Origin of the sequence: Kitasatospora sp. NPDC058243 (genome assembly GCF_042882025.1) — a bacterium.
Lineage (GTDB): Bacteria > Actinomycetota > Actinomycetes > Streptomycetales > Streptomycetaceae > Kitasatospora.
This window is the reverse complement of the sequence record NZ_JBHVWW010000003.1, coordinates 68,729-87,122: the sequence shown is the minus strand read 5'-3', so window position 1 is coordinate 87,122 and position 18,394 is coordinate 68,729. Positions and strand designations below refer to the sequence as shown.

At 73.6% G+C, this 18,394-nt stretch carries 13 protein-coding genes; 3 read left to right on the top strand and 10 right to left on the bottom strand.

Annotated elements, in window-relative coordinates:
* Positions 1 to 188 precede the first annotated feature (188 nt).
* Positions 189 to 1,313, top strand: a complete 1,125-nt coding sequence (locus tag ACFVX9_RS03425; RefSeq protein WP_387980143.1) for a DUF2690 domain-containing protein — start codon at positions 189 to 191, stop codon at positions 1,311 to 1,313.
* A gap of 39 nt (positions 1,314 to 1,352) precedes the next feature.
* Here the strand turns inward: ACFVX9_RS03425 and ACFVX9_RS03420 are convergent, their stop codons facing one another.
* From ACFVX9_RS03420 to ACFVX9_RS03400, 5 genes are all read right to left on the bottom strand, one after another.
* Positions 1,353 to 2,579 carry a sigma-70 family RNA polymerase sigma factor gene (locus tag ACFVX9_RS03420; protein WP_387980141.1) on the bottom strand — a complete coding sequence of 409 codons (1,227 nt, stop codon included), beginning with the start codon at positions 2,577 to 2,579 and terminating at the stop codon, positions 1,353 to 1,355.
* 136 nt (positions 2,580 to 2,715) lie between these two features.
* Positions 2,716 to 4,620 carry a DNA primase gene (gene dnaG, locus ACFVX9_RS03415; protein ID WP_063347483.1) on the bottom strand — a complete coding sequence of 635 codons (1,905 nt, stop codon included), beginning with the start codon at positions 4,618 to 4,620 and terminating at the stop codon, positions 2,716 to 2,718.
* A gap of 161 nt (positions 4,621 to 4,781) precedes the next feature.
* Complete coding sequence (locus tag ACFVX9_RS03410; RefSeq protein WP_380380343.1) at positions 4,782 to 6,095, bottom strand: deoxyguanosinetriphosphate triphosphohydrolase; 1,314 nt, start codon at positions 6,093 to 6,095, stop codon at positions 4,782 to 4,784.
* Between the two features lie 182 nt (positions 6,096 to 6,277).
* Complete coding sequence (locus ACFVX9_RS03405; RefSeq protein ID WP_159398421.1) at positions 6,278 to 7,243, bottom strand: SGNH/GDSL hydrolase family protein; 966 nt, start codon at positions 7,241 to 7,243, stop codon at positions 6,278 to 6,280.
* Between the two features lie 224 nt (positions 7,244 to 7,467).
* Positions 7,468 to 8,412, bottom strand: a complete 945-nt coding sequence (locus ACFVX9_RS03400; RefSeq protein WP_380380340.1) for a PAC2 family protein — start codon at positions 8,410 to 8,412, stop codon at positions 7,468 to 7,470.
* Positions 8,413 to 9,057: 645 nt separating this feature from the next.
* Here ACFVX9_RS03400 and ACFVX9_RS03395 point away from each other — a divergent pair.
* Positions 9,058 to 9,786, top strand: a complete 729-nt coding sequence (locus ACFVX9_RS03395; RefSeq protein ID WP_063347487.1) for a GNAT family N-acetyltransferase — start codon at positions 9,058 to 9,060, stop codon at positions 9,784 to 9,786.
* A 30-nt stretch (positions 9,787 to 9,816) separates the two neighbouring features.
* On the opposite strand, the gene ACFVX9_RS03390 is transcribed toward ACFVX9_RS03395, so the two are convergent.
* Positions 9,817 to 11,076: an ADP-ribosylglycohydrolase family protein gene (locus ACFVX9_RS03390; RefSeq protein WP_387980138.1), complete on the bottom strand. Its 1,260-nt coding sequence runs from the start codon at positions 11,074 to 11,076 to the stop codon at positions 9,817 to 9,819.
* Positions 11,077 to 11,187: 111 nt separating this feature from the next.
* On the opposite strand from ACFVX9_RS03390, the gene ACFVX9_RS03385 reads away from it, so the two are divergent.
* Positions 11,188 to 12,183, top strand: coding sequence for a hypothetical protein (locus ACFVX9_RS03385; protein ID WP_387980136.1), 996 nt, complete (start codon positions 11,188 to 11,190; stop codon positions 12,181 to 12,183).
* Between the two features lie 76 nt (positions 12,184 to 12,259).
* Here the strand turns inward: ACFVX9_RS03385 and ACFVX9_RS03380 are convergent, their stop codons facing one another.
* From ACFVX9_RS03380 to ACFVX9_RS03365, 4 genes are all read right to left on the bottom strand, one after another.
* A complete protein-coding gene (locus ACFVX9_RS03380) occupies positions 12,260 to 12,775 on the bottom strand; it encodes a ribonuclease (protein ID WP_387980134.1) in 516 nt (171 codons plus the stop codon).
* 247 nt (positions 12,776 to 13,022) lie between these two features.
* Positions 13,023 to 15,731, bottom strand: coding sequence for a pyruvate, phosphate dikinase (gene ppdK, locus ACFVX9_RS03375; protein WP_380379293.1), 2,709 nt, complete (start codon positions 15,729 to 15,731; stop codon positions 13,023 to 13,025).
* Positions 15,732 to 16,295: 564 nt separating this feature from the next.
* A complete protein-coding gene (dusB, locus tag ACFVX9_RS03370; protein ID WP_363369980.1) occupies positions 16,296 to 17,465 on the bottom strand; it encodes a tRNA dihydrouridine synthase DusB in 1,170 nt (389 codons plus the stop codon).
* 138 nt (positions 17,466 to 17,603) lie between these two features.
* Entirely contained in the window at positions 17,604 to 18,392 is a 789-nt protein-coding gene (locus ACFVX9_RS03365) for a DUF4097 family beta strand repeat-containing protein (RefSeq protein WP_380479786.1), read from the bottom strand.
* Positions 18,393 to 18,394 lie beyond the last annotated feature (2 nt).

Here is an 18,394-nt window from a genome sequence, read left to right as displayed (position 1 = left end):
GCACGACGGACACGTGCACATGCGAGCGTTCCCGGGGGTTGTGAGACACTTCCGTCCGTCTCAGCGCCATGACCTGGGGTTTGGGACGCCGGACCGGTGAGTTTGGAGAAGCGGAGACACCCGAACGGCCCGGGCCGGAGCCCGTTCCGCTCTCCCCGTCCCCCCGTCTCGCATCGTTGGAAGGCCCCATGGGTTCCGCCTGGAAGAACCTGCCCGAAGAGCTGTCCGGACCCGCCCGGCTCCTGGCCGAGGAGCTCCGGGCCATCAAGGACGCCGCCGGACTCTCGCTGTCCGAGCTGGCCGCCCGGACGCACTACAGCCGGGCCTCCTGGGAGCGCTGGCTGAACGGCAAGCGGGTCATCACCGGGCAGGCACTGGAGGCGCTGACCAGGGCGGTGGACTGCGACGGGCCGGCCCTGCGGGCGCTGCGGGAGCAGGCCGTGGCGGGGCCCGAGGAGGACGGCGAGCCCGGCGCCCCGAAGGAGCCCGCCGCGCAGGCGGCCCCCGAGCAGCCCCGGGCGACGCAGCCCCCGACGGACCGGGCCGGCGCGCCCGCCACACCCGCTGCCTCCGACCTACCCGACGTGACCGCCGCACCCGCCGCACCCGCCGCACCCGGCGAGCCCGGCGGCGCCGTGACGGCACCCGTGACGTGGTGGCGGCGCCCGGCGACGCTGCTGACCGGCGCCGCCCTGCTGGTGGCCCTGCTGGTGCTGGTCGGCCTGCGGGCCACCCGGCACCAGGAGCAGCCCCAGACCGTCGCCGAGCCCGTCCCGACCGCCACCGCGGCCAAACCCGTCCCGGGCGCTCCCGTCTGCCAGGCCGTCGGCTGCGCGCACAAGGACCCCAAGGCCACCGGCTGCGGCAAGGACGCCCGGACCCTGCAGACCGACGTCATCGGCAAGGTCGTCGTCTACCTCCGGTACAGCCAGACCTGCCAGGCGGCCTGGGCGGCGATCACCGAGGGCGAGCCGAACGACTACGCGACCATCACCGACGACTCCGGCCAGAGCGAGACGGCGCTCATCCACTGGGGCTACGACAACTACTCGTCGATGCTGGACGCCGCCGACCCGGCCGTCACCTTCCAGGTCTGCGGGTACCAGCCGGCCGGGCACGTCTGCACCTCGCCCGTCTCCGGCCTGGCCGCCGTGGTGGCCTCCACCCCGATCCCGATCGGCCCCGCCTCGCCGCCCCCGGGCACCGGCCCGGACGCGGCGGCCACCGACCCGCCCTCCCCGGCACAGCCGACCGACACACAGCCCGCCACCGCGCAGCCGACCGCCGCGCAGCCCTCCCCCGGCCGGTCCTAAGCCGGTCCCGGCCGGTCCCGGCCGACCCCGGCGGGCCGCTCAGTCGAGGTACCCGCGCAGCTGCGCCGCGAAGGCGTGGTCGCGGAGCTTGATCAGCGTCTTCGACTCGATCTGGCGGATCCGCTCCCGGGTCACGCCGAACACCGTGCCGATCTCCTCCAGCGTGCGCGGGCGGCCGTCGTCCAGCCCGTAGCGGAGCTGGACGACCTGGCGCTCCCGCTCGCCCAGGGTGGCCAGGACGGCGTCCAGGTGCTGGCGCAGCAGCAGGAAGGTGGCGGACTCCGCGGGTGAGGCGGCGTCGGCGTCCTCGATCAGGTCGCCGAGCGCGACGTCGTCCTCCTCGCCGACCGGGGTGTGCAGCGAGATCGGCTCCTGGGCCAGCCGGAGCAGCTCACGCACCCGCTCCTCGGTCAGCTCCAGGGCGGCGGCGATCCCGGCCGGGGTCGGTTCCAGCCCGCGCTCCTGCAGCAGGGCGCGCTGCACCCGGATCACCCGGTTGATCAGCTCGACCACGTGCACCGGCACCCGGATCGTCCGAGCCTGGTCGGCCAGCGCCCGGCTCATCGCCTGCCGGATCCACCAGGTCGCGTACGTGGAGAACTTGTAGCCGCGGGCGTAGTCGAACTTCTCCACCGCCCGGATCAGGCCCAGGTTGCCCTCCTGGATCAGGTCCAGCAGGGTCAGTCCGCGGCCGACGTAGCGTTTGGCGACGGACACCACCAGCCGCAGGTTCGCCTCGATCAGCCGGCGTTTGGCGATCCGGCCGCGCACCACCAGGGTGTCCAGTTCGCGGGCCGGCGGGTCGGACGGCGGGGGGTCGCCGTTCAGCCGCTCCTCGGCGAACAGGCCGGCCTCGACCCGGCGGGCCAGCTCCACCTCCTCGGCGGCGGTGAGCAGGCGGACCCGGCCGATCTCGCGCAGGTACTGGCGGAGCAGGTCCGGCGCCGGGCCGGCGTCGCCCTCGGCCTGCGGGCGGGGCTCCTCCTCGTCCCCGTCGCCGGGCTCCGGGCCGTCGGCGTCAGGCTCCGGGTCCTCGGCGTCGGGGTCCGTCTCCGGGGCCTCGGGGTGGCCCTGCGGCACGCCGCGGGCGCCGTCCGGGGGCGCGGCCCCGGCCCGGCCGTGGTCCGTCTCCCGGTCCCCGGCCGGGCCGGCGGGGTGCGGTCCGGTGCCGGCGCCGGGCGGTGCGGCGGTCAGCGCGGCGGTCGGTGCGGCGGTCGGGCTGGAAGTCGGGCTGGAGGTCGCGGCAAAGCCTCGGTCCACGGGCATCCCTCGGGGCGGGCGCGACTCTGGCGGACCCGCGCTGAACGGAGGTGGGACGCCCTCCAGTGTGCGGTACGCCACACTCCGTGGCCGAGACTCGTGCGCCGACTTTCTGGGCCGCTCCCAGGGCCCCGCCGCGCTCCTACAGCGCCGCCGCGCCCTGGCTGCGGAGCTGCTGGCCGTACTGCTGGAGCTGCCACAGCTCGGTCTGCACCGCGTGCTGCTGCTCGGCGTCGGCCCGGTGGCCGAGCCGCTGCAGGTAGCCGCGGACCTCGGCGATCCGCCGGTCCACCGCCAGCAGGCGCAGCTTCACCAGGAACTCCCCGGCGTAGACCGCGTCCACCTTCCGGCGGGAGCGCACCGGCTCGACGGTCAGCTCGGTGACGAGCGAGCGCACCTGGTCGTCCGGGGCCGCCTCGCGCACCACGCTGGTGAAGTCGGGCAGCGTCGCCCCGTACGCGGCGCCGCCGGCCTTGGCGATGGCCTGCCGGACGGCCGTGTACGGCAGGGTGGGGAACTCGTCCTCGCCGTAGTGGTCGAAGGCCGGGCTGACCAGGTCCGGGTGCTGGAGCGCCAGCTTGAGCAGCTCCCGTTCGACGAACTGGGCCGGGTCGCGCGGGTTGAGCCGGAAGGCGGGCTGCGCCGGGCGCACCGGCGCGGGCTCGGCGCGGCGGCCGCGGTCGGCGCCCCGGGGGTTCTGCTGGCGCTCGCGGTCCCAGCGGGCCAGCTGGGAGACCCGGCGGACGACGAAGGGCTCGTCCAGGATGCCGAGCATGCCGGCCAGGCGGACGGCGTACTCGTGCTGGATCGAGCGGTCCTTGATCTTGGCGACGATCGGGGCCGCCTCCTCCAGGGCCGCCGACCGCCCCTCCGGCGTCTCCACCCGGTGCTTGGACACCGCCGAGACCAGCGCGAACTCGAACAGCGGGACGGGGTTGTCGATCAGCTGCTTGACCGCCTCGTCGCCCTGGGCCAGGCGCAGTTCGCACGGGTCCATGCCGCCCGGGCTGACCGCGATGGAGGTCTTGGCGGCGAACTTCTGGTCGTCCTCGAAGGCCCGCAGGGCGGCCTTCTGGCCGGCCGCGTCGCCGTCGAAGGTGAAGACCGTCTCGCCGCGGTACTGCGAGGTGTCCATCAGCAGCCGACGGATGATCTTGATGTGGTCCTCGGCGAAGGCCGTACCGCAGGTGGCCACCGCCGAGGTGACCCCCGCCAGGTGGCAGGCCATCACATCGGTGTAGCCCTCGACCACGACCGCGCGGCCCGACTTGGCGATCTCCTTCTTCGCCAGGTCGATGCCGTACAGCACGTGCGACTTCTTGTAGATCGGCGTCTCGGGGGTGTTCAGGTACTTCGGGCCGTTGTCGTCCTCGCGCAGGCGGCGGGCGCCGAAGCCGACCACCTCGCCCGCGATGTCCCGGATCGGCCAGACCAGCCGGCCCCGGAAGCGGTCGATCAGGCCGCCGCGCTGGCCCTGCGAGGCCAGGCCGCCGAGCAGGATCTCCTTGTCGGTGAAGCCCTTGCCGCGCAGGTAGCGGACCAGGTGCTCCCAGCCCACCGGGGCGTAGCCGACGCCGAAGGTCTTCGCGGCCTCCTCGTCGAAGCCGCGCTCGGCCAGGAAGCGGCGGCCGATCTCCGCCTCCGCCGAGGCCAGCTGCTCCCGGTAGTAGGCGGCGGCCACCTTGTGCGCCTCGACCAGGCGGGTCCGCTCGCCCTGCTGGTGGCGGGGGCTGTAGCCGCCCTCCTCGTAACGCAGGGTGATGCCGGCCTGGGCGGCCATCCGCTCGACGGCCTCGGCGAAGGTGAAGTGCTCGATCTTCATCAGGAAGGCGATGGTGTCGCCGTTCTCCTGGCAGCCGAAGCAGTGGAAGACGCCCTTGGCGGGGTTCACGTAGAACGAGGCGGACTTCTCGTCGTGGAAGGGGCAGACGCCCTTGTACTCGCCGCCGCCACCGTTGGTGAGCTGAACGTAGTCGCCGACCACGGCGTCGATCGGCAGTGCGCTGCGCACCGCTTGTACGTCTTCGTCCCTGATCCGCCCGGCCACCCCGGAAGTCTACTGGGGTGGCCGGGGTTTCCCGGCGGGCCGGTCGTGCCGGGCCGGTTGCACTGCGCGCGGTCGGGCGCCGGGCGGTTGCGCTTGAGCGGTCGCGCGCCGGGCGCCGGGCGGTTGCGCCTGAGCGGTCGCGCGCCGGGGCCCGCGGGCGGTCAGGCCCAGGCGGCGCCGACGAGCCTGGCGTGCAGGGCGAGGGCGGAGGCGTCGGTGAGGGTGGCGATCTGGTCGATGACCGCGCGCAGGGCGGCCCGGTCGTCCTCGGCCTCGCGGTAGAGCGCGCCGAACACCGGGTCCAGGCCCTCGGGGGCGCGCTGGGTGAGCACGTACGCCAGCTCGGCGATCACGATCCGCTGGCGGGCCCGCAGCTGGGCCTGCTCGTCGCGCTGCATCACGAAGCGGACGGCGACCGCCTTGAGCACCGCGACCTCCAGCCGGACGCCCCGCGGCACCACCAGCTCGGCCGTGTACCGGGTGAGCCGGCCGGGGCCGTAGCGGGCCCGGGTGGCCTGCTCGGCGGCCAGGCAGAAGCGGCCGATCAGCTGGCTGGTGAGGTCCTTCAGCCCGGCCCGGGCGCGGGCCGTGCCGTCGTACTCCTGGGGCCACCGGTCCTGGCCGAGCAGCCGGTCGAGGGCGGCGGCCAGCTCCTCCGGCTCGGCGTCCGGGGCGTAGCGCTCGGCGACCTTGAAGAGTTCGGCCCGCTCGCTCGGCGCGCGCAGCGCGGCCGGGTCGATGTGGCCGGCCTGGAGGCCGTCCTCGACGTCGTGGGTCGAGTACGCGACGTCGTCGGACCAGTCCATGACGGTGGCCTCGAAGCACTTGCGCCCGGCCGGGGAGCCGGCCCGCAGCCAGCGGAACACCGGCAGGTCGTCGGCGTAGACGCCGTACTTGGACGAGGCCGGGTCGGTGGGGTGGGCGCCGCGCGTCCACGGGTACTTGGTGGCGGCGTCGAGGGCGGCGCGGGTCAGGTTGAGGCCGACGCTGCGGCCGGGCCAGGGGGCGAGCCGGGCGGCGGGGTGCTCGCCATCCGGGGCGAAGCGCTTGGGTTCGAGCCGGGTGAGGATGCGCAGCGACTGCGCGTTGCCCTCGAAGCCGCCGCAGGCCTCGGCGGCCTGGTCGAGCGCCTCCTCGCCGGTGTGGCCGAACGGCGGGTGGCCGATGTCGTGGGCCAGGCAGCCGGCCTCCACGAGGTCCGGGTCGCAGCCCAGGGCGGCGCCCAACTCCCGCCCCACCTGGGCGCATTCGAGGGAGTGGGTGAGCCGGGTGCGGGGGAAGTCGCTGCGCATCGGGGCGACCACCTGGGTGGTGCCGGCCAGCCGCCGCAGCGCCGCCGAGTGCAGCACCCGGGCGCGGTCGCGCTGGAACGCCGTGCGGCCGGGGCGCTTGTCCGGTTCGGGGACCCAGCGGGCCTCGGCGGCGTGATCGTACGGGAGCGGGGCGGCGGCGAGGCGGTGCGCGGTGTCATCCATATGCCCCTCACGGTACGCCGCGCCCCCGACAGCCGGGGTGTGCCGCGCACGAAGGAGTGTGGGCCGGAGCGTGAATCCTGCGGTACGCGCTGGTGTCCGCCCCGGCCCGGGTTGCGCGCCGGTGGCCGCCCCGGCCCGCTGCCTGCGGTCCGGCCCCGGCCCCCGGCCCCCGGCCCCCGGCCTCAGCCGCGGACGGCCTTGAGGACGGCGGCGGCCACCGCCTCCTGCCCCTTGGCGTTGGGGTGGATCGCCGCCAGGCCCGGGGCCGGGAACGGCGGTTCGACCCAGCGGGTGGCCTCACCCGCGCACATGTCGTGCCCGGCCGAGGGGGCGGCCGCGTCCACGAACACCGCGCCGGCGCCCTCCGCCCGCCGCTTGAGCATGCCGTTGAGCTGCTGCTCCTTCTCCGAGAGGAAGCCCAGGTCCCCGGCCGCGACCGCCTTGCCCAACACCTGTCGGCAGCCGGCCGGGTCGGACGGGAGCAGCGTCGGGTACCCGATCACGTACACCCGGGCCTGCGGGGAGCGGTGCTTGATGTCCTGCAGGATCCGGCCGAGTTGCTCACCGGCCGCGTCGACCTTGCGCTGCACCTCGTCCGTCCCGCCGGAGGCGTAGTGCTCGCGGCAGGGCGAGGGCGCGCGGGTGGCGCCGACGATGCCCTTCACCGCGTCCACCAGGTTCTCCTTGGCGCACTCCTTGACGACCTCCATGAAGCCCGCGTCGTTGCCGCCGATGCCGACCGTCACCACGCGGGTGGCCGGGGTCAGCGCGTCCAGCTGGGGCGGGTTGGTGCCGTGGTCGGTCTCCTGGGCGCCGGTCAGGTCCCCGGTGCGGGCGCCGCTGCAACTGACGTCCTGGAACTGGCCGGCCGGCAGCCCGAGCCCCTTCGCCACCAGGGACGGGTAGTTGACCCCCGAGCGGGAGCAGCCCTTCGGCTCGCCCACCTGCGGGGCGATCTTCAGGCCGGCGGTGTACGAGTCGCCGAGGGCCACGTACGGGCCGTTCGGCGGCGGCGTGGACTTGGCGTTCTTGCCGGGCAGCGCGCCCGCGAAACCGTCCGTCCCGCCGTCCGCGGGGGTGCACCCGGCGAGCAGCAGCGCGGCGAGCCCGGCCGTCAGGGCGACGGCCGGGCGGATGGTCCTGGACATGGTCGTGGGCATGGCATCCCCCCGGGGGATAGGCGTCACGGGCAGCTCCGTACGGCGGCGCGTCCCCCGACGCCGCCAGCACCAACGAACGGGGCCCGCGAATGACTCCCGTGACTCCCGGCCGCCGCCGACCCGGCCGGTTCCCGCCCCTGCGGGGCCGATTCCGCGCCGGACCTGTTCCGCGCCGGGCCTACTCCCCGCCCGGACCTGCTCCCCGCCCCGGCCTACTCCGCGCCGCGCTCGTGCTCGGCCAGGAACTCCTCGAAGCGCCGCCCCAACTCGTCCGCCGACGGCAGGTCCACCGGCTCGGCCAGCAGGCTCTCCCGGCTCTCCGCCCCCGCCACCGCGTCGTACTGGCCCTCCATGCCGCGGATCGCCGAGCGCAACTCGCCGTCCCCGTGCGCCAGCTGCTCCTCGATGTCGGCGTACACCTCGCCGACCCGCTCGCGCAGCCGGGTGCCGGGCAGCACCAGGCCGGTGGCGGACTGCACCGCCTCCAGGATCAGCACGGCGGCCGCCGGGTACTCCGAGCGCGCCACGTAGTGCGGGACGTGCACGGCGAAGCCCAACACGTCGTGCCCGGCCTCGGCCAGGCGGTACTCCAGCAGCGCCTGGGCGCTGCCCGGGACCTGCGCCTGCTCGAACCACTGCGGGTAGCCGGCCGCCAGGTCGAGCCGGTTGCCGTGCGGGGTCAGGCCGACCGGGCGGGTGTGCGGCACGCCCATCGGGATGCCGTGGAAGTCCACCGCCAGCCGGACCTCGAAGCGCTCCACCAGCTCGCGGACGGCACCGGCGAAACGCTCCCACTCGACGTCCGGCTCGGGGCCGGTGAGCAGCAGGAACGGCGCGCCCGCGCCGTCACGGACGAGCTGGAGCAGGATCTCCGGCGGCTCGTAGGACGCCCACTGGTCCCGGTCGAAGACCATCGCGGGGCGGCGCGCCCGGTAGTCGACCAGGCGGTCGTGGTCGAAGCGGGCCACCACCTGCGGCGAGCCCGTCTCCAGGAGGTGGGCCACCACCTGGCCGCCGGCCTCGCCGGCGTCCATGAAGCCCTCGAAGTGCTGGAGCAGCACGAGGCCCGCACCGGTGTCGCGCAGCTCCGCGGTGGCCGCGGCCACCGCGGCCACGCCCTGCTGATCCAGCTCGTACAACGCCTGGAAGTCACGCACCGCGCACCCAACCCCGTTCTCTACTCGTCACGACGTACCGGCTTCTCGTCCTCTCCAGCGTGCCGGGCGCCGCCGGAATTCCCGACCCGCCCGTCGGCGGGGTCGGCGGCCTCCCCGGACCGCTCCGGACCATGATCGCACCCGGGTGGAAAGCCCCTGGTCACGGGTGTTCAACGGCCCGTCCGGGGGCGGGTCGCAGCGGCCCGCACCGCCATTCGCGTGCCGCGAAGTGACGCACCGCCTTCTGACGGGTATCGTCCTCTCGCTGCCTCGCATCGTCGCGTCGTCGTCACGTCGTCCCGTAACGCCGTCGGCCACGTCCCGGACCGGTGTTCGGCCAGCCCACACGACGCATCTTGCCTTCATCTGGCCGCCTGTTTCCTTCGCGCTCCCGTTTCCTCATCGGCCATCTCGCGGACGCACACTGTCCCCTCGCTCATCCCCGCCGGACCGGTCCGTGGACCCGAGTCCGTTCCGGCACCGCGCTGCCCGCCTCCGGGCCGCCGCCCCCGCCCCGCCCGACCGGCTCTCCGGCGTGCGCGGGTACCGGCGGGCGTGCTCCGGGGCCGGGGCGACTGTCCCTGCCTCCCGAGCCGTACCCCGGCACGGTAGGCACCCTCCGACCGATGAAGGACCGAAGGTTCCGTGCCCGTACCTGTCATCCTCACCGGCCGCACCGTGCGGCTGGAGCCCCTCGCCGCGCACCACGCCTCGGCCATCGCCGAGGCCGGCGCCGAAGACCGTACGACCTACGCCTTCACGCCCGTCCCGCACGGCCTCGAAGCGGCCCGCGACTACATCGCGCGCGCCCTCGCCGACCAGGCCGCGGGCCGGTCGCTGCCGTTCGCGACGGTGAACGTGGCAACCGGCCGGGTCGTCGGCTCCACCCGTTTCCTGGAACTCGACTACTGGCAGGGGCCGATGGTCTGGCCGCCGGTGCCCGGGGTGCCGTTCGGCGACCCGGCCACGGCCGTCCCGGACGCCGCCGAGATCGGCAACACCTGGCTCTCGCCGCGCGCCCAGGGCACCGGCATCAACACCGAGGCCAAGCTGCTGATGCTGCGCCACGCCTTCGAGACCTGGGGGGTGCAGCGGATCTCGCTGCGCGCCGACGCCCGCAACCAGCGCTCGCGCACCGCCATCGAGCGGCTCGGCGCCACCTCCGAGGGCGTCCGCCGGGCCCACTCGCGCGGGCTCGACGGGGTGGTGCGCTCGACCGCGTTCTACTCGATCCTCGACGACGAGTGGCCCGCGGTGCGGGACATCATCGAGCTGCGGATCGCCGCCGCCACCTCGCCCAGCGCCCCGGATCCGGCGATCAACCAGGAGTGCCTTAGACACGGCGGCGGCCCCGGGCATCTGATCACTGCCTGACCCGGACGCCTGCTCACGGCCCGAAGGGGGCTACGGCCGCCACCCGTAGCCCCTGGCGGCCAGGCCGAGGACCCGGGCGAGGAGCTCCGGATCGGCAGCTCCCCGGAAGCGGTCGGGATGCGCCTCGACCAGTGCCGACCCGGGCCGCCAGCCGCCGCGCACCGGGGCGACCCGGACGCTCCAGATCTCGAAGCCGGTCCAGCTGCGGTGCAGGTGCAGCACGCCCTCGGCGGTGTGGGACACCCACTTGTCCTCCATCTCCCGGGGGCGCAGCCCGGCCCGGATCCGCTGCCACTCCTCGTCCGTCCAGACCACGTCCGGCACCGGGCAGGCGCGGGGCAGCAGCATGGGCTTCAGACGGCCCTCGCTCTCCGGGGCGGGCCGGACGCCGCCCTGCTCGGGGAACGCCCAGCCGGGCAGCGGTTCGCGGGCGGCCAGCCAGGCGGCCGGAATGCCCTCGGTCCCGGTGTGTGCGGCGACCACTCCCCCGGCGATCGCGGCCACCGTGTCCATGTCGCCGCCGGCCGCGACCGCCTCCCGGACGGCGGCCGGATAGTCGCTCAGGTGCCGGGCGGCGCACCACAGGGCGTACGGGACGGTGTCGACGGCGGACGTCCGGCTGCCGTTGCCCAGGATCTCGGCGGCGGCCCTCGGGTCCGGTTCGGCGAGCAGCTGGACCGCCTCGGTGAGACCGTCACGGACGGCGCCGTACGGGGTGAGGCCGATCACCGCTTCCAGGAAGGACTCCGGCGTCATCGCCTCGGTGCGCGCCCGCGCCGCGTACGCGGCGGCCACCGCGACCGCGACGGCGCCGTCCACCGCCTGCGGGTGGGTGTGGGTGATCACGGCGGTGTCGGCGGCGGTCCGGACCACGGAGGCCGGGTCCTCGGCGTACGCCGCCCCCAGCGGGGCGACCCGCATCGCGGCGCCGTTGCCGTACGAGCCCTGGCCGTCGAAGAGTTCGGCCGCCAGGGCCTTCGCGTCACCGCCCTCCCGGACCAGCCGCAGCATCCGGTTGGCGGCCGGCCCGTACCCGCGGTCGAAGTCGTGGCGCCGGGCGAAGGCGTGGGTGAGGTCGAAGGTGTCGATCGTGCCGCGTTCGGTGTGCGCGGCGTACACCGAGCAGGCCATCTCGGTGTCGTCGGTCCACGGCCAGGGGCCGGGCGGGTCGGTGCGGCCGGCGAAATGGGCGGCTGCGGTGGCCGGGACGAAGAGCTGTGCACCGTAGGCATCGCCTACCGAAAGGCCGTTGAGCGCGTCGAGCGCGGGGCCGGTGGGTGGAGTCGTCATATGGTTCCCAGCTCAGCGGTTCGACCGGTGCTCCGTCAACCTCATTCTCACAGGCTCCCCCGACGAGCGATGTTTCGCATACATCCGACCCTGGTGGGCAGCACCCGGGGTATGACCCGCGTGAACCCGCTCGACCCCGTCGTGCTGCTCGGCGCCGACCAGCAGCACATCGTCACCCGGGCGCAACTGCGCCGGCTCGGCGTGCCGTCCGGCACCATCGCCCACCGGCTGCGCCCCGACGGGCCCTGGCAGCAGGTGCTGCCCCGGGTGATCTGCCTGCAGTCCGGCCGATTGACAGCGCACCAGCGGCTGCGCGCCGCGCTGGCGTACGCGAGCCCCAAGGGGCGGGCGCCGCAGGCCGGGGAGGTACTGCTGACCGGGGACGCGGTGCTGGCCGACGCGGGGCTGCCGAGCGCCGGACACCCGGCCGACCTGGCCCGGATCGACGTCCTGATCCCCGCCCAACGCCGGGTCGTCGACCGCAAGTTCGTCCGGATCCACCGGTCGGCCGGGCCGCTGCCGGGCGGCTTCGAGCGGGACGACGGGCTGTGGAGCACCACCGTCGCCCGGGCGCTGGCCGACCTCGCGCCGGGCGAGACCGGGCAGCGCCGGTTCCGGGCGCTGTGCGCGGAGGCCGTCCAGCGGCGGCACTGCGAACTCGGCGAGCTGCTGGACCACTTGCTGGCCCGGCCGGGCGCGCTCGGACTGCCGCAGGTGGCCCGGGTGGTGGAGGACCTCACCGCCGGAGTGCGGTCGGTGGTGGAGGGCGAGGCCCGCGAACTCCTGGCGCACGCGGGCCTGCCCGAGCCGCTGTGGAACCCGGTGCTCTTCCTGGACGGCCGCTTCCTCGCCGTCCCGGACGCCTACTGGCCGCACGCCTGCGTGGCGTTGGAGGTCGACTCCCGCGCCTGGCACCTGCGCCCCGCCGACCACGAACGCGGCCTGGCCCGTGCCAACCGGCTGACCGCCGTCGGGCTCCCCGTGGTCCGCACCACCCCGGTCCAGCTCCGGCGCGACCCCGTCCCGGTGTTCCACGAGCTGACCGCCCTCCTCACCACCGGCCCGCACGGCCCCCACCGCCGGGTCAGCTGGCGCCGGGCCCGGTGAGGGCCGCGGGCGCGGTGCGGTCGGGTGCTCGGTGCGGGCCGCGGGCGCGGTGCGGGGCATCACACCGTGCGGGGTGTCAGCAGCGCGGGTCGATCTCCTGGAAGGTCGCGTAGTGGTCCGGCGACCAGTACTGCTCGCCGGAGCCGCCGGTGACCACGCGGCGGGTGCCGCGGTCGTTGGAGCCCGGGGTGACCACGGTGAACTCGTGGTAGTAGCCGCCGGACTTCTTCGGCAGGCGGCTCTCGCGGTTCTCGAAGACGATGCCGTCGCGGTTGTACGGGTACGGGCCGTTCTTGGCGATCAGGCCGAGGGTGTCCTGGGCCTGGCTGGGGAGCTTGCTGCGGCAGACGTCGGCGAGCGCCGGGTCGGCGGGCACCCAGGTGCCGCTCGGGGCGAGGGTGCCGCCGGCGGGCGGGGACGGCTTGGGGGCCGAGGACTTGGGGGCCGAGGCGCCCGCCGAGGTGGCGGTGGAGCTCGCCGCGGCCTTGGGGTGGCTGCTGCCGCCCTTGCCGGCGAGCAGGTACCCGATCCCGGCGACGAGGGCCAGGATCAGGACGGCCACGACGACGAGCGGGCTTTTACGTCTGGTCATGCGCCCCAGCTTGGCAGGCGCGCGGGCACCGCCCGGCCAGCTACACACGTGGCCGCCGCCACATCCGGCCGGACGGGGAAGGCCGGCTGGGAAGCGCGGCCGGGCACAGACGGACGGCCGGGGAAGGACCGCCCGGCCGTTGTTACGTACGCCGGTTCTCCTGCGCCGAGCTCCGGTGTACGCCCTCCCGGTGGGGAGGGAAGCGGTCAGTCCGGCCCGCGGCCGAGGAGGGGATGCCTACCCTCTCTCAGCGCGGGTCGCTGCCCGCCGTCTCGATGGCGGCGCGGCCTGCCTCCAGGCGCGCCACCGGGATCCGGAAGGGGGAGCAGGAGACGTAGTCCAGCCCCACCTCGTGGAAGAAGTGGACCGAGTCCGGGTCGCCGCCGTGCTCGCCGCAGACGCCGAGCTTGAGGTCGGGGCGGGTGGCCCGGCCGGCCTCGACGGCGTGCTTGACGAGCGCGCCGACGCCGTCGCGGTCGATGGTCTCGAACGGGGAGACCCCGAAGATGCCCTTCTCCAGGTAGGCGGTGAAGAACGAGGCCTCCACGTCGTCCCGGGAGAAGCCCCACACGGTCTGGGTGAGGTCGTTGGTGCCGAAGGAGAAGAACTCGGCGGCCTCGGCGATCTGACCGGCGGTGACGGCGGCGCGCGGCAGCTCGATCATGGTGCCGAGCTTGATGTCCAGCTGCACGCCGGTGGACTGGGCGACCTCGGCGAGCACGCGCTCGCACTCGTCGCGGACCAGCTCCAGCTCCTGGACGGTGCCGACCAGCGGGATCATCACCTCGGGGCGCGGGTCCGCGCCGGCCAGCCGGCGCTCGGCGGCGGCCTCGGCGATGGCGCGGACCTGCATGCCGAACAGGCCGGGGATGACCAGGCCGAGGCGGACGCCGCGCAGGCCCAGCATCGGGTTCTGCTCGTGCAGCTTGTGCACCGCCTGGAGCAGGCGCAGGTCGTTCTCGTTCGGGTCCTTGCGGGCCTCGGCGAGGGCGACGCGCACCGACAGCTCGGTGATGTCCGGCAGGAACTCGTGCAGCGGCGGGTCGAGCAGCCGGACGGTGACCGGCAGGCCGTCCATGGCCTGGAAGAGCTCCAGGAAGTCGCCCTTCTGCAGCGGCAGCAGGGTGGAGAGGGCGAGCTCGCGGTCCTTGTCGTTGTCCGCCAGGATCAGGTGCTCGACCTCCTTGCGGCGCTCCTCGCCGAGGAACATGTGCTCGGTGCGGCACAGGCCGATGCCCTGGGCGCCGTAGCGGCGGGCGCGCCCGCCGTCCTCGGCGTTGTCGGCGTTGGCGCGCACGGCGAGCCGGCGGCGGACGTCGGCGTGCGCCATCAGCCGGTGGACGGCCTGGACGAGTCCGCCCTGGACGTCGGCGCCGGCGTGCAGGGTGCCCTCGAAGTACTCGACGACGGGGGACGGCAGGACGGGGACCTCGCCGAGGTAGACCTTGCCGGTGGCGCCGTCGATGGAGACGACGTCGCCCTCCTCCAGCACCAGGCCGGCGGCGGTGGTCATCCGGCGGCGCTTGGTGTCGACCTCCAGCTCCTCGGCGCCGCAGACACAGGTCTTGCCCATGCCGCGGGCGACGACGGCGGCGTGCGAGGTCTTGCCGCCGCGCGAGGTGAGGATGCCCTCGGCGGCGATCATGCCGTCCAGGTCGTCCGGGTTGGTCTCGCGGCGGACCAGGATGACCTTCTCGCCGGAACGGGACCACTTGACGGCGGTGTAGGAGTCGAACACGATCTTGCCGATGGCGGCGCCGGGCGAGGCGGCGAGGCCCCAGGCGATCTGCTGGGACTCGGCGTTCGGGGCGAAGCGCGGGAACATCAGCTGCGAGAGCTGGCCGCCGGTGACCCGCATGAGGGCCTCGTCCAGGTCGATCAGGCCCTGGTCGACCAGCTGGACGGCGATCCGGAAGGCCGCGGCGGCGGTGCGCTTGCCGACGCGGGTCTGCAGCATCCAGAGCTTGCCGCGCTCGATGGTGAACTCGATGTCGCAGAGGTCGCGGTAGTGGTTCTCGAGCGTCTGCATGATCGTCATCAGCTCGTCGTACGACTTCTTGTCGAGCTTCTCCAGCTCGGCCAGCGGCAGGGTGTTGCGGATGCCGGCGACGACGTCCTCGCCCTGGGCGTTGGACAGGTAGTCGCCGTAGACGCCCTGGGCACCGGTGGAGGGGTCGCGGGTGAAGGCGACACCGGTGCCGGAGTCCTCGCCGAGGTTGCCGAAGACCATGCTGCAGACGTTGACCGCGGTGCCGAGGTCATTCGGGATGCGCTCCTGCCGGCGGTACAGGCGGGCGCGGTCGCCGTTCCAGGAGTGGAAGACGGCGTGGATGGCGAGGTCCATCTGCTCGCGCGGGTCCTGCGGGAAGGCCCGGCCGGTCTCGCGCTCGACGATGCCCTTGAACAGCTCGACGAGTTCCCGGAGGTCGGCAGCGTCCAGGTCCAGGTCGTTGACGGTGCCCTTGGCGTGCTTGGCCTCGTCCAGGGCCTCCTCGAACAGCTCGCCGTCGACGCCCAGCACGGTCTTGCCGAACATCTGGACCAGGCGGCGGTAGGAGTCCCAGGCGAAGCGCTCGTTGCCGGACTGGGCGACGAGACCGACCACCGAGGCGTCCGAGAGGCCGATGTTCAGGACGGTGTCCATCATGCCGGGCATGGAGAACTTCGCGCCCGAGCGCACCGACACCAGCAGCGGGTTGTCGGGCTGGCCGAGCTTCTTGCCCATCTCCTGCTCGAGCGCGTCCAGGTGGGCGCTGATCTCCTGGTGGAGCGAGGAGGGCTCGCTGCCGGTCTCCAGGAAGACCTTGCAGGCCTCGGTGGTGATGGTGAACCCCGGAGGGACGGGGAGGCCAAGGTTGGTCATCTCGGCCAGGTTCGCGCCCTTGCCGCCGAGAAGGTCCTTGAGGTCCTTGTTTCCTTCAGTGAAGGAGTAAACAAACTTCTGCTGGGACGGCACGGGTCGGTCTCCTCGTACGCGGTTGCCCTGACGCCGGAGAACATACCCATTTCGAAGGTTCTTCTCTGCCCCGAATAGGCCGTACGAGGCCGGTACCCGGGGGTAACCCGATAGATCGAATGCACATAAAGGCGTTCACCTCTGTTGGTGAAATCGTCCGGATGACGCTAGCCCGCCTTCAAGTCTTGAACGAAGAGAAACACGAAGATCGCACGATTCGGACGCTGGGTAGCGGTCGCGGGTCGCCCGCGTTGCCCCGGCTTGATTTCCTGCACTCGGATCGGCCGATCACCGGCCCACCGGCTTCGGGAAGCGATTCACAGTCGACCTGTCCATTTCGTCCACTGACCCGCCGTCAGGCGCCACCGCATGTGGCAAGCGTCACCAGCGCATCTCACCGGTCGAACGTAGTCCGCCTCCGCCGATCGTCGCACTCCGTCCAGAAACGTGCCCGTTCCGTGACATCGGACCGCCGAAAAGGAGCCCTCCTGTCCAGATTGGACAAGAGGGCTGGGACCGAGTGGCAGTGGGTCCTGGAGGGCTAATTTCGCCACTACGGACAGATCATCCGCCAGAGGTGTCCGATTCGGCGTCCGCGCCCGGTCGGGCGCAGTCGTACGGATCGTCCAACCAGCCCTCGGGCAGCACCACCCGGTTGTTGCCGGCGGTACGCCCGCGCGGGCCGTCCGCACCGGCCGGCCAGGCCTGGGACTGCTCCACCAGGGCGAGGGTTTCGGCCAGTTCGGCCAGGGAGGAGGAGTTGGCGAGCTTCACCCGCAGCTCCGAGCCGACCGAGAAGCCCTTGGTGTACCAGGCGACGTGCTTGCGGAAGTCGATCACGCCGCGCGCCTCGTCCCCGATCCACTCGCCGAGCAGCTGCGCGTGCCGCACCATCGCCCGCGCCACGTAGCCGAAGTCCGGACGGGCGTAGTCGACCTCGCCCTCGAAGATCGAGACCAGGTCCCGGAACAGCCACGGCCGGCCCAGGCAGCCGCGGCCCACCACGACGCCGTCGCAGCCGGTCTCCCGCATCATCCGCAGCGCGTCGTCCGCCGACCAGATGTCCCCGTTGCCCAGCACCGGGACGTGCGCCGGAACGGACTCGCGCAGCCGGGCGATCGCCGACCAGTCGGCCGTCCCGCCGTAGTGCTGGGCGGCGGTGCGCCCGTGCAGGGCGATCGCGGCCACGCCCTCCTCGGCGCCGATCCGGCCGGCGTCCAGGTAGGTGAGGTGGTCGTCGTCGATGCCCTTGCGCATCTTCATGGTGACCGGCAGGTCGCCCGCGTTGGCCACGGCCTCGCGCAGGATCTCGCGCAGCAGGTTGCGCTTGTACGGCAGCGCCGAGCCGCCGCCCTTGCGGGTCACCTTGGGAACGGGGCAGCCGAAGTTGAGGTCGATGTGGTCGGCCAGGCCCTCGTCCGCGATCATCCGGGCGGCCTTGCCGACCGTCACCGGGTCCACGCCGTACAGCTGGATCGAGCGCGGCTTCTCGCTGGCGTCGAACTTGATCAGCTGCATGGTCTTGGCGTTGCGCTCGACCAGGGCCCGGGTGGTGATCATCTCGGAGACGTACAGGCCCTTGCCGCCGCTCTGCTCGCGGCAGAGGGTGCGGAACGGCGCGTTGGTGATGCCGGCCATCGGCGCCAGCACGACGGGCGGCCACACCCGGATCGGGCCGATGTCCAGCGGCGCGAACTCGGCGTCGGGCGCGGTGGGTGCGGGCGTGGCTGTCATGCGCGGCTGACCTCGGGGCAGGGGAACGGGACTCTCCATTGTCCCCCACCCGGGTCAGCCCCTGTTTCCGGGCCGCTCCGGGCCTCCCCGGACCGCTCCGGGCCGCTCCGGGCCGCCTCGGACCGCTCCGGGCCTTTTCTAGGCCGGGTCGATCGTGATCGAGCCCGAGGTGACCGAGCCGTGGATCCGGTTCGGGCTGGCCGGGTCCGCCAGGCTCGGGTCGATGTGGCGGCTGCCGCTGCCGACCTCGCCGCTGAAGGCGTAGTGGGAGTCCTGCGGCAGGGTCAGCTTCACCGAGCCGGACGTGCTCTTGGTGTCCACCGACCGCGGCGCCTTGGAGAAGGCCAGGTCGACCGCCCCCGAGGTGGTCTCCGCGTACACCTGCTCCGAGCTCAGGTCGGTGCCCTGCACCATCCCGGAGGTGGCGTGCGCGTACACCTGCCCGGACGTGCCGATCAGTTTCAGCTCGCCCGAGGTGAGGTCCATCCGGACGCCGCCGCTCAGGCCGTCCACCTCGACGCTGCCCGAGCTCACCTGCCCCGACACGTCGGTACCGGCCGGCACCTCCAGCTCGATCTGGGCACCGCAGCCGAAGTCGGCGAACGGCAGGACCTTCCGGCACTCCATGCCGACCGTGAGCACGTCGCCGTCGAAGGTGGTCGACACCGACGGCTTGCGCACCATCCAGTCCAGGTTCTGCCGGACCACCACCCGGCCTTCCCGGCCCGCCCTGATCCGCACCGAGGCGCTGCCGGTGTCCAGCCGGAGCTTGTGGATGACGACGTTGTACGGCTGCATCGAGGTCGTCTGCTGCTGCACCACCATCGCCCAGGTCTGCATCCCGGCGCCGATCATGACGACCGCGATCGCGAGCGCCCCGGTGGTGCGCCAGGCCTTCCGCCCCCACGCCTTCGTCGGTCCGCCCACGG

Coding starts and splice junctions, on each gene's coding strand:
- ACFVX9_RS03425 (WP_387980143.1), top strand. CDS start 189: ATGGGTTCCGCCTGGAAGAACCTGCCCGAAGAGCTGTCCGGACCCGCC.
- ACFVX9_RS03420 (WP_387980141.1), bottom strand. CDS start 2,579: ATGCCCGTGGACCGAGGCTTTGCCGCGACCTCCAGCCCGACTTCCAGC.
- ACFVX9_RS03410 (WP_380380343.1), bottom strand. CDS start 6,095: ATGGATGACACCGCGCACCGCCTCGCCGCCGCCCCGCTCCCGTACGAT.
- ACFVX9_RS03405 (WP_159398421.1), bottom strand. CDS start 7,243: ATGTCCAGGACCATCCGCCCGGCCGTCGCCCTGACGGCCGGGCTCGCC.
- ACFVX9_RS03390 (WP_387980138.1), bottom strand. CDS start 11,076: ATGACGACTCCACCCACCGGCCCCGCGCTCGACGCGCTCAACGGCCTT.
- ACFVX9_RS03385 (WP_387980136.1), top strand. CDS start 11,188: ATGACCCGCGTGAACCCGCTCGACCCCGTCGTGCTGCTCGGCGCCGAC.
- ACFVX9_RS03380 (WP_387980134.1), bottom strand. CDS start 12,775: ATGACCAGACGTAAAAGCCCGCTCGTCGTCGTGGCCGTCCTGATCCTG.
- dusB (WP_363369980.1), bottom strand. CDS start 17,465: ATGACAGCCACGCCCGCACCCACCGCGCCCGACGCCGAGTTCGCGCCG.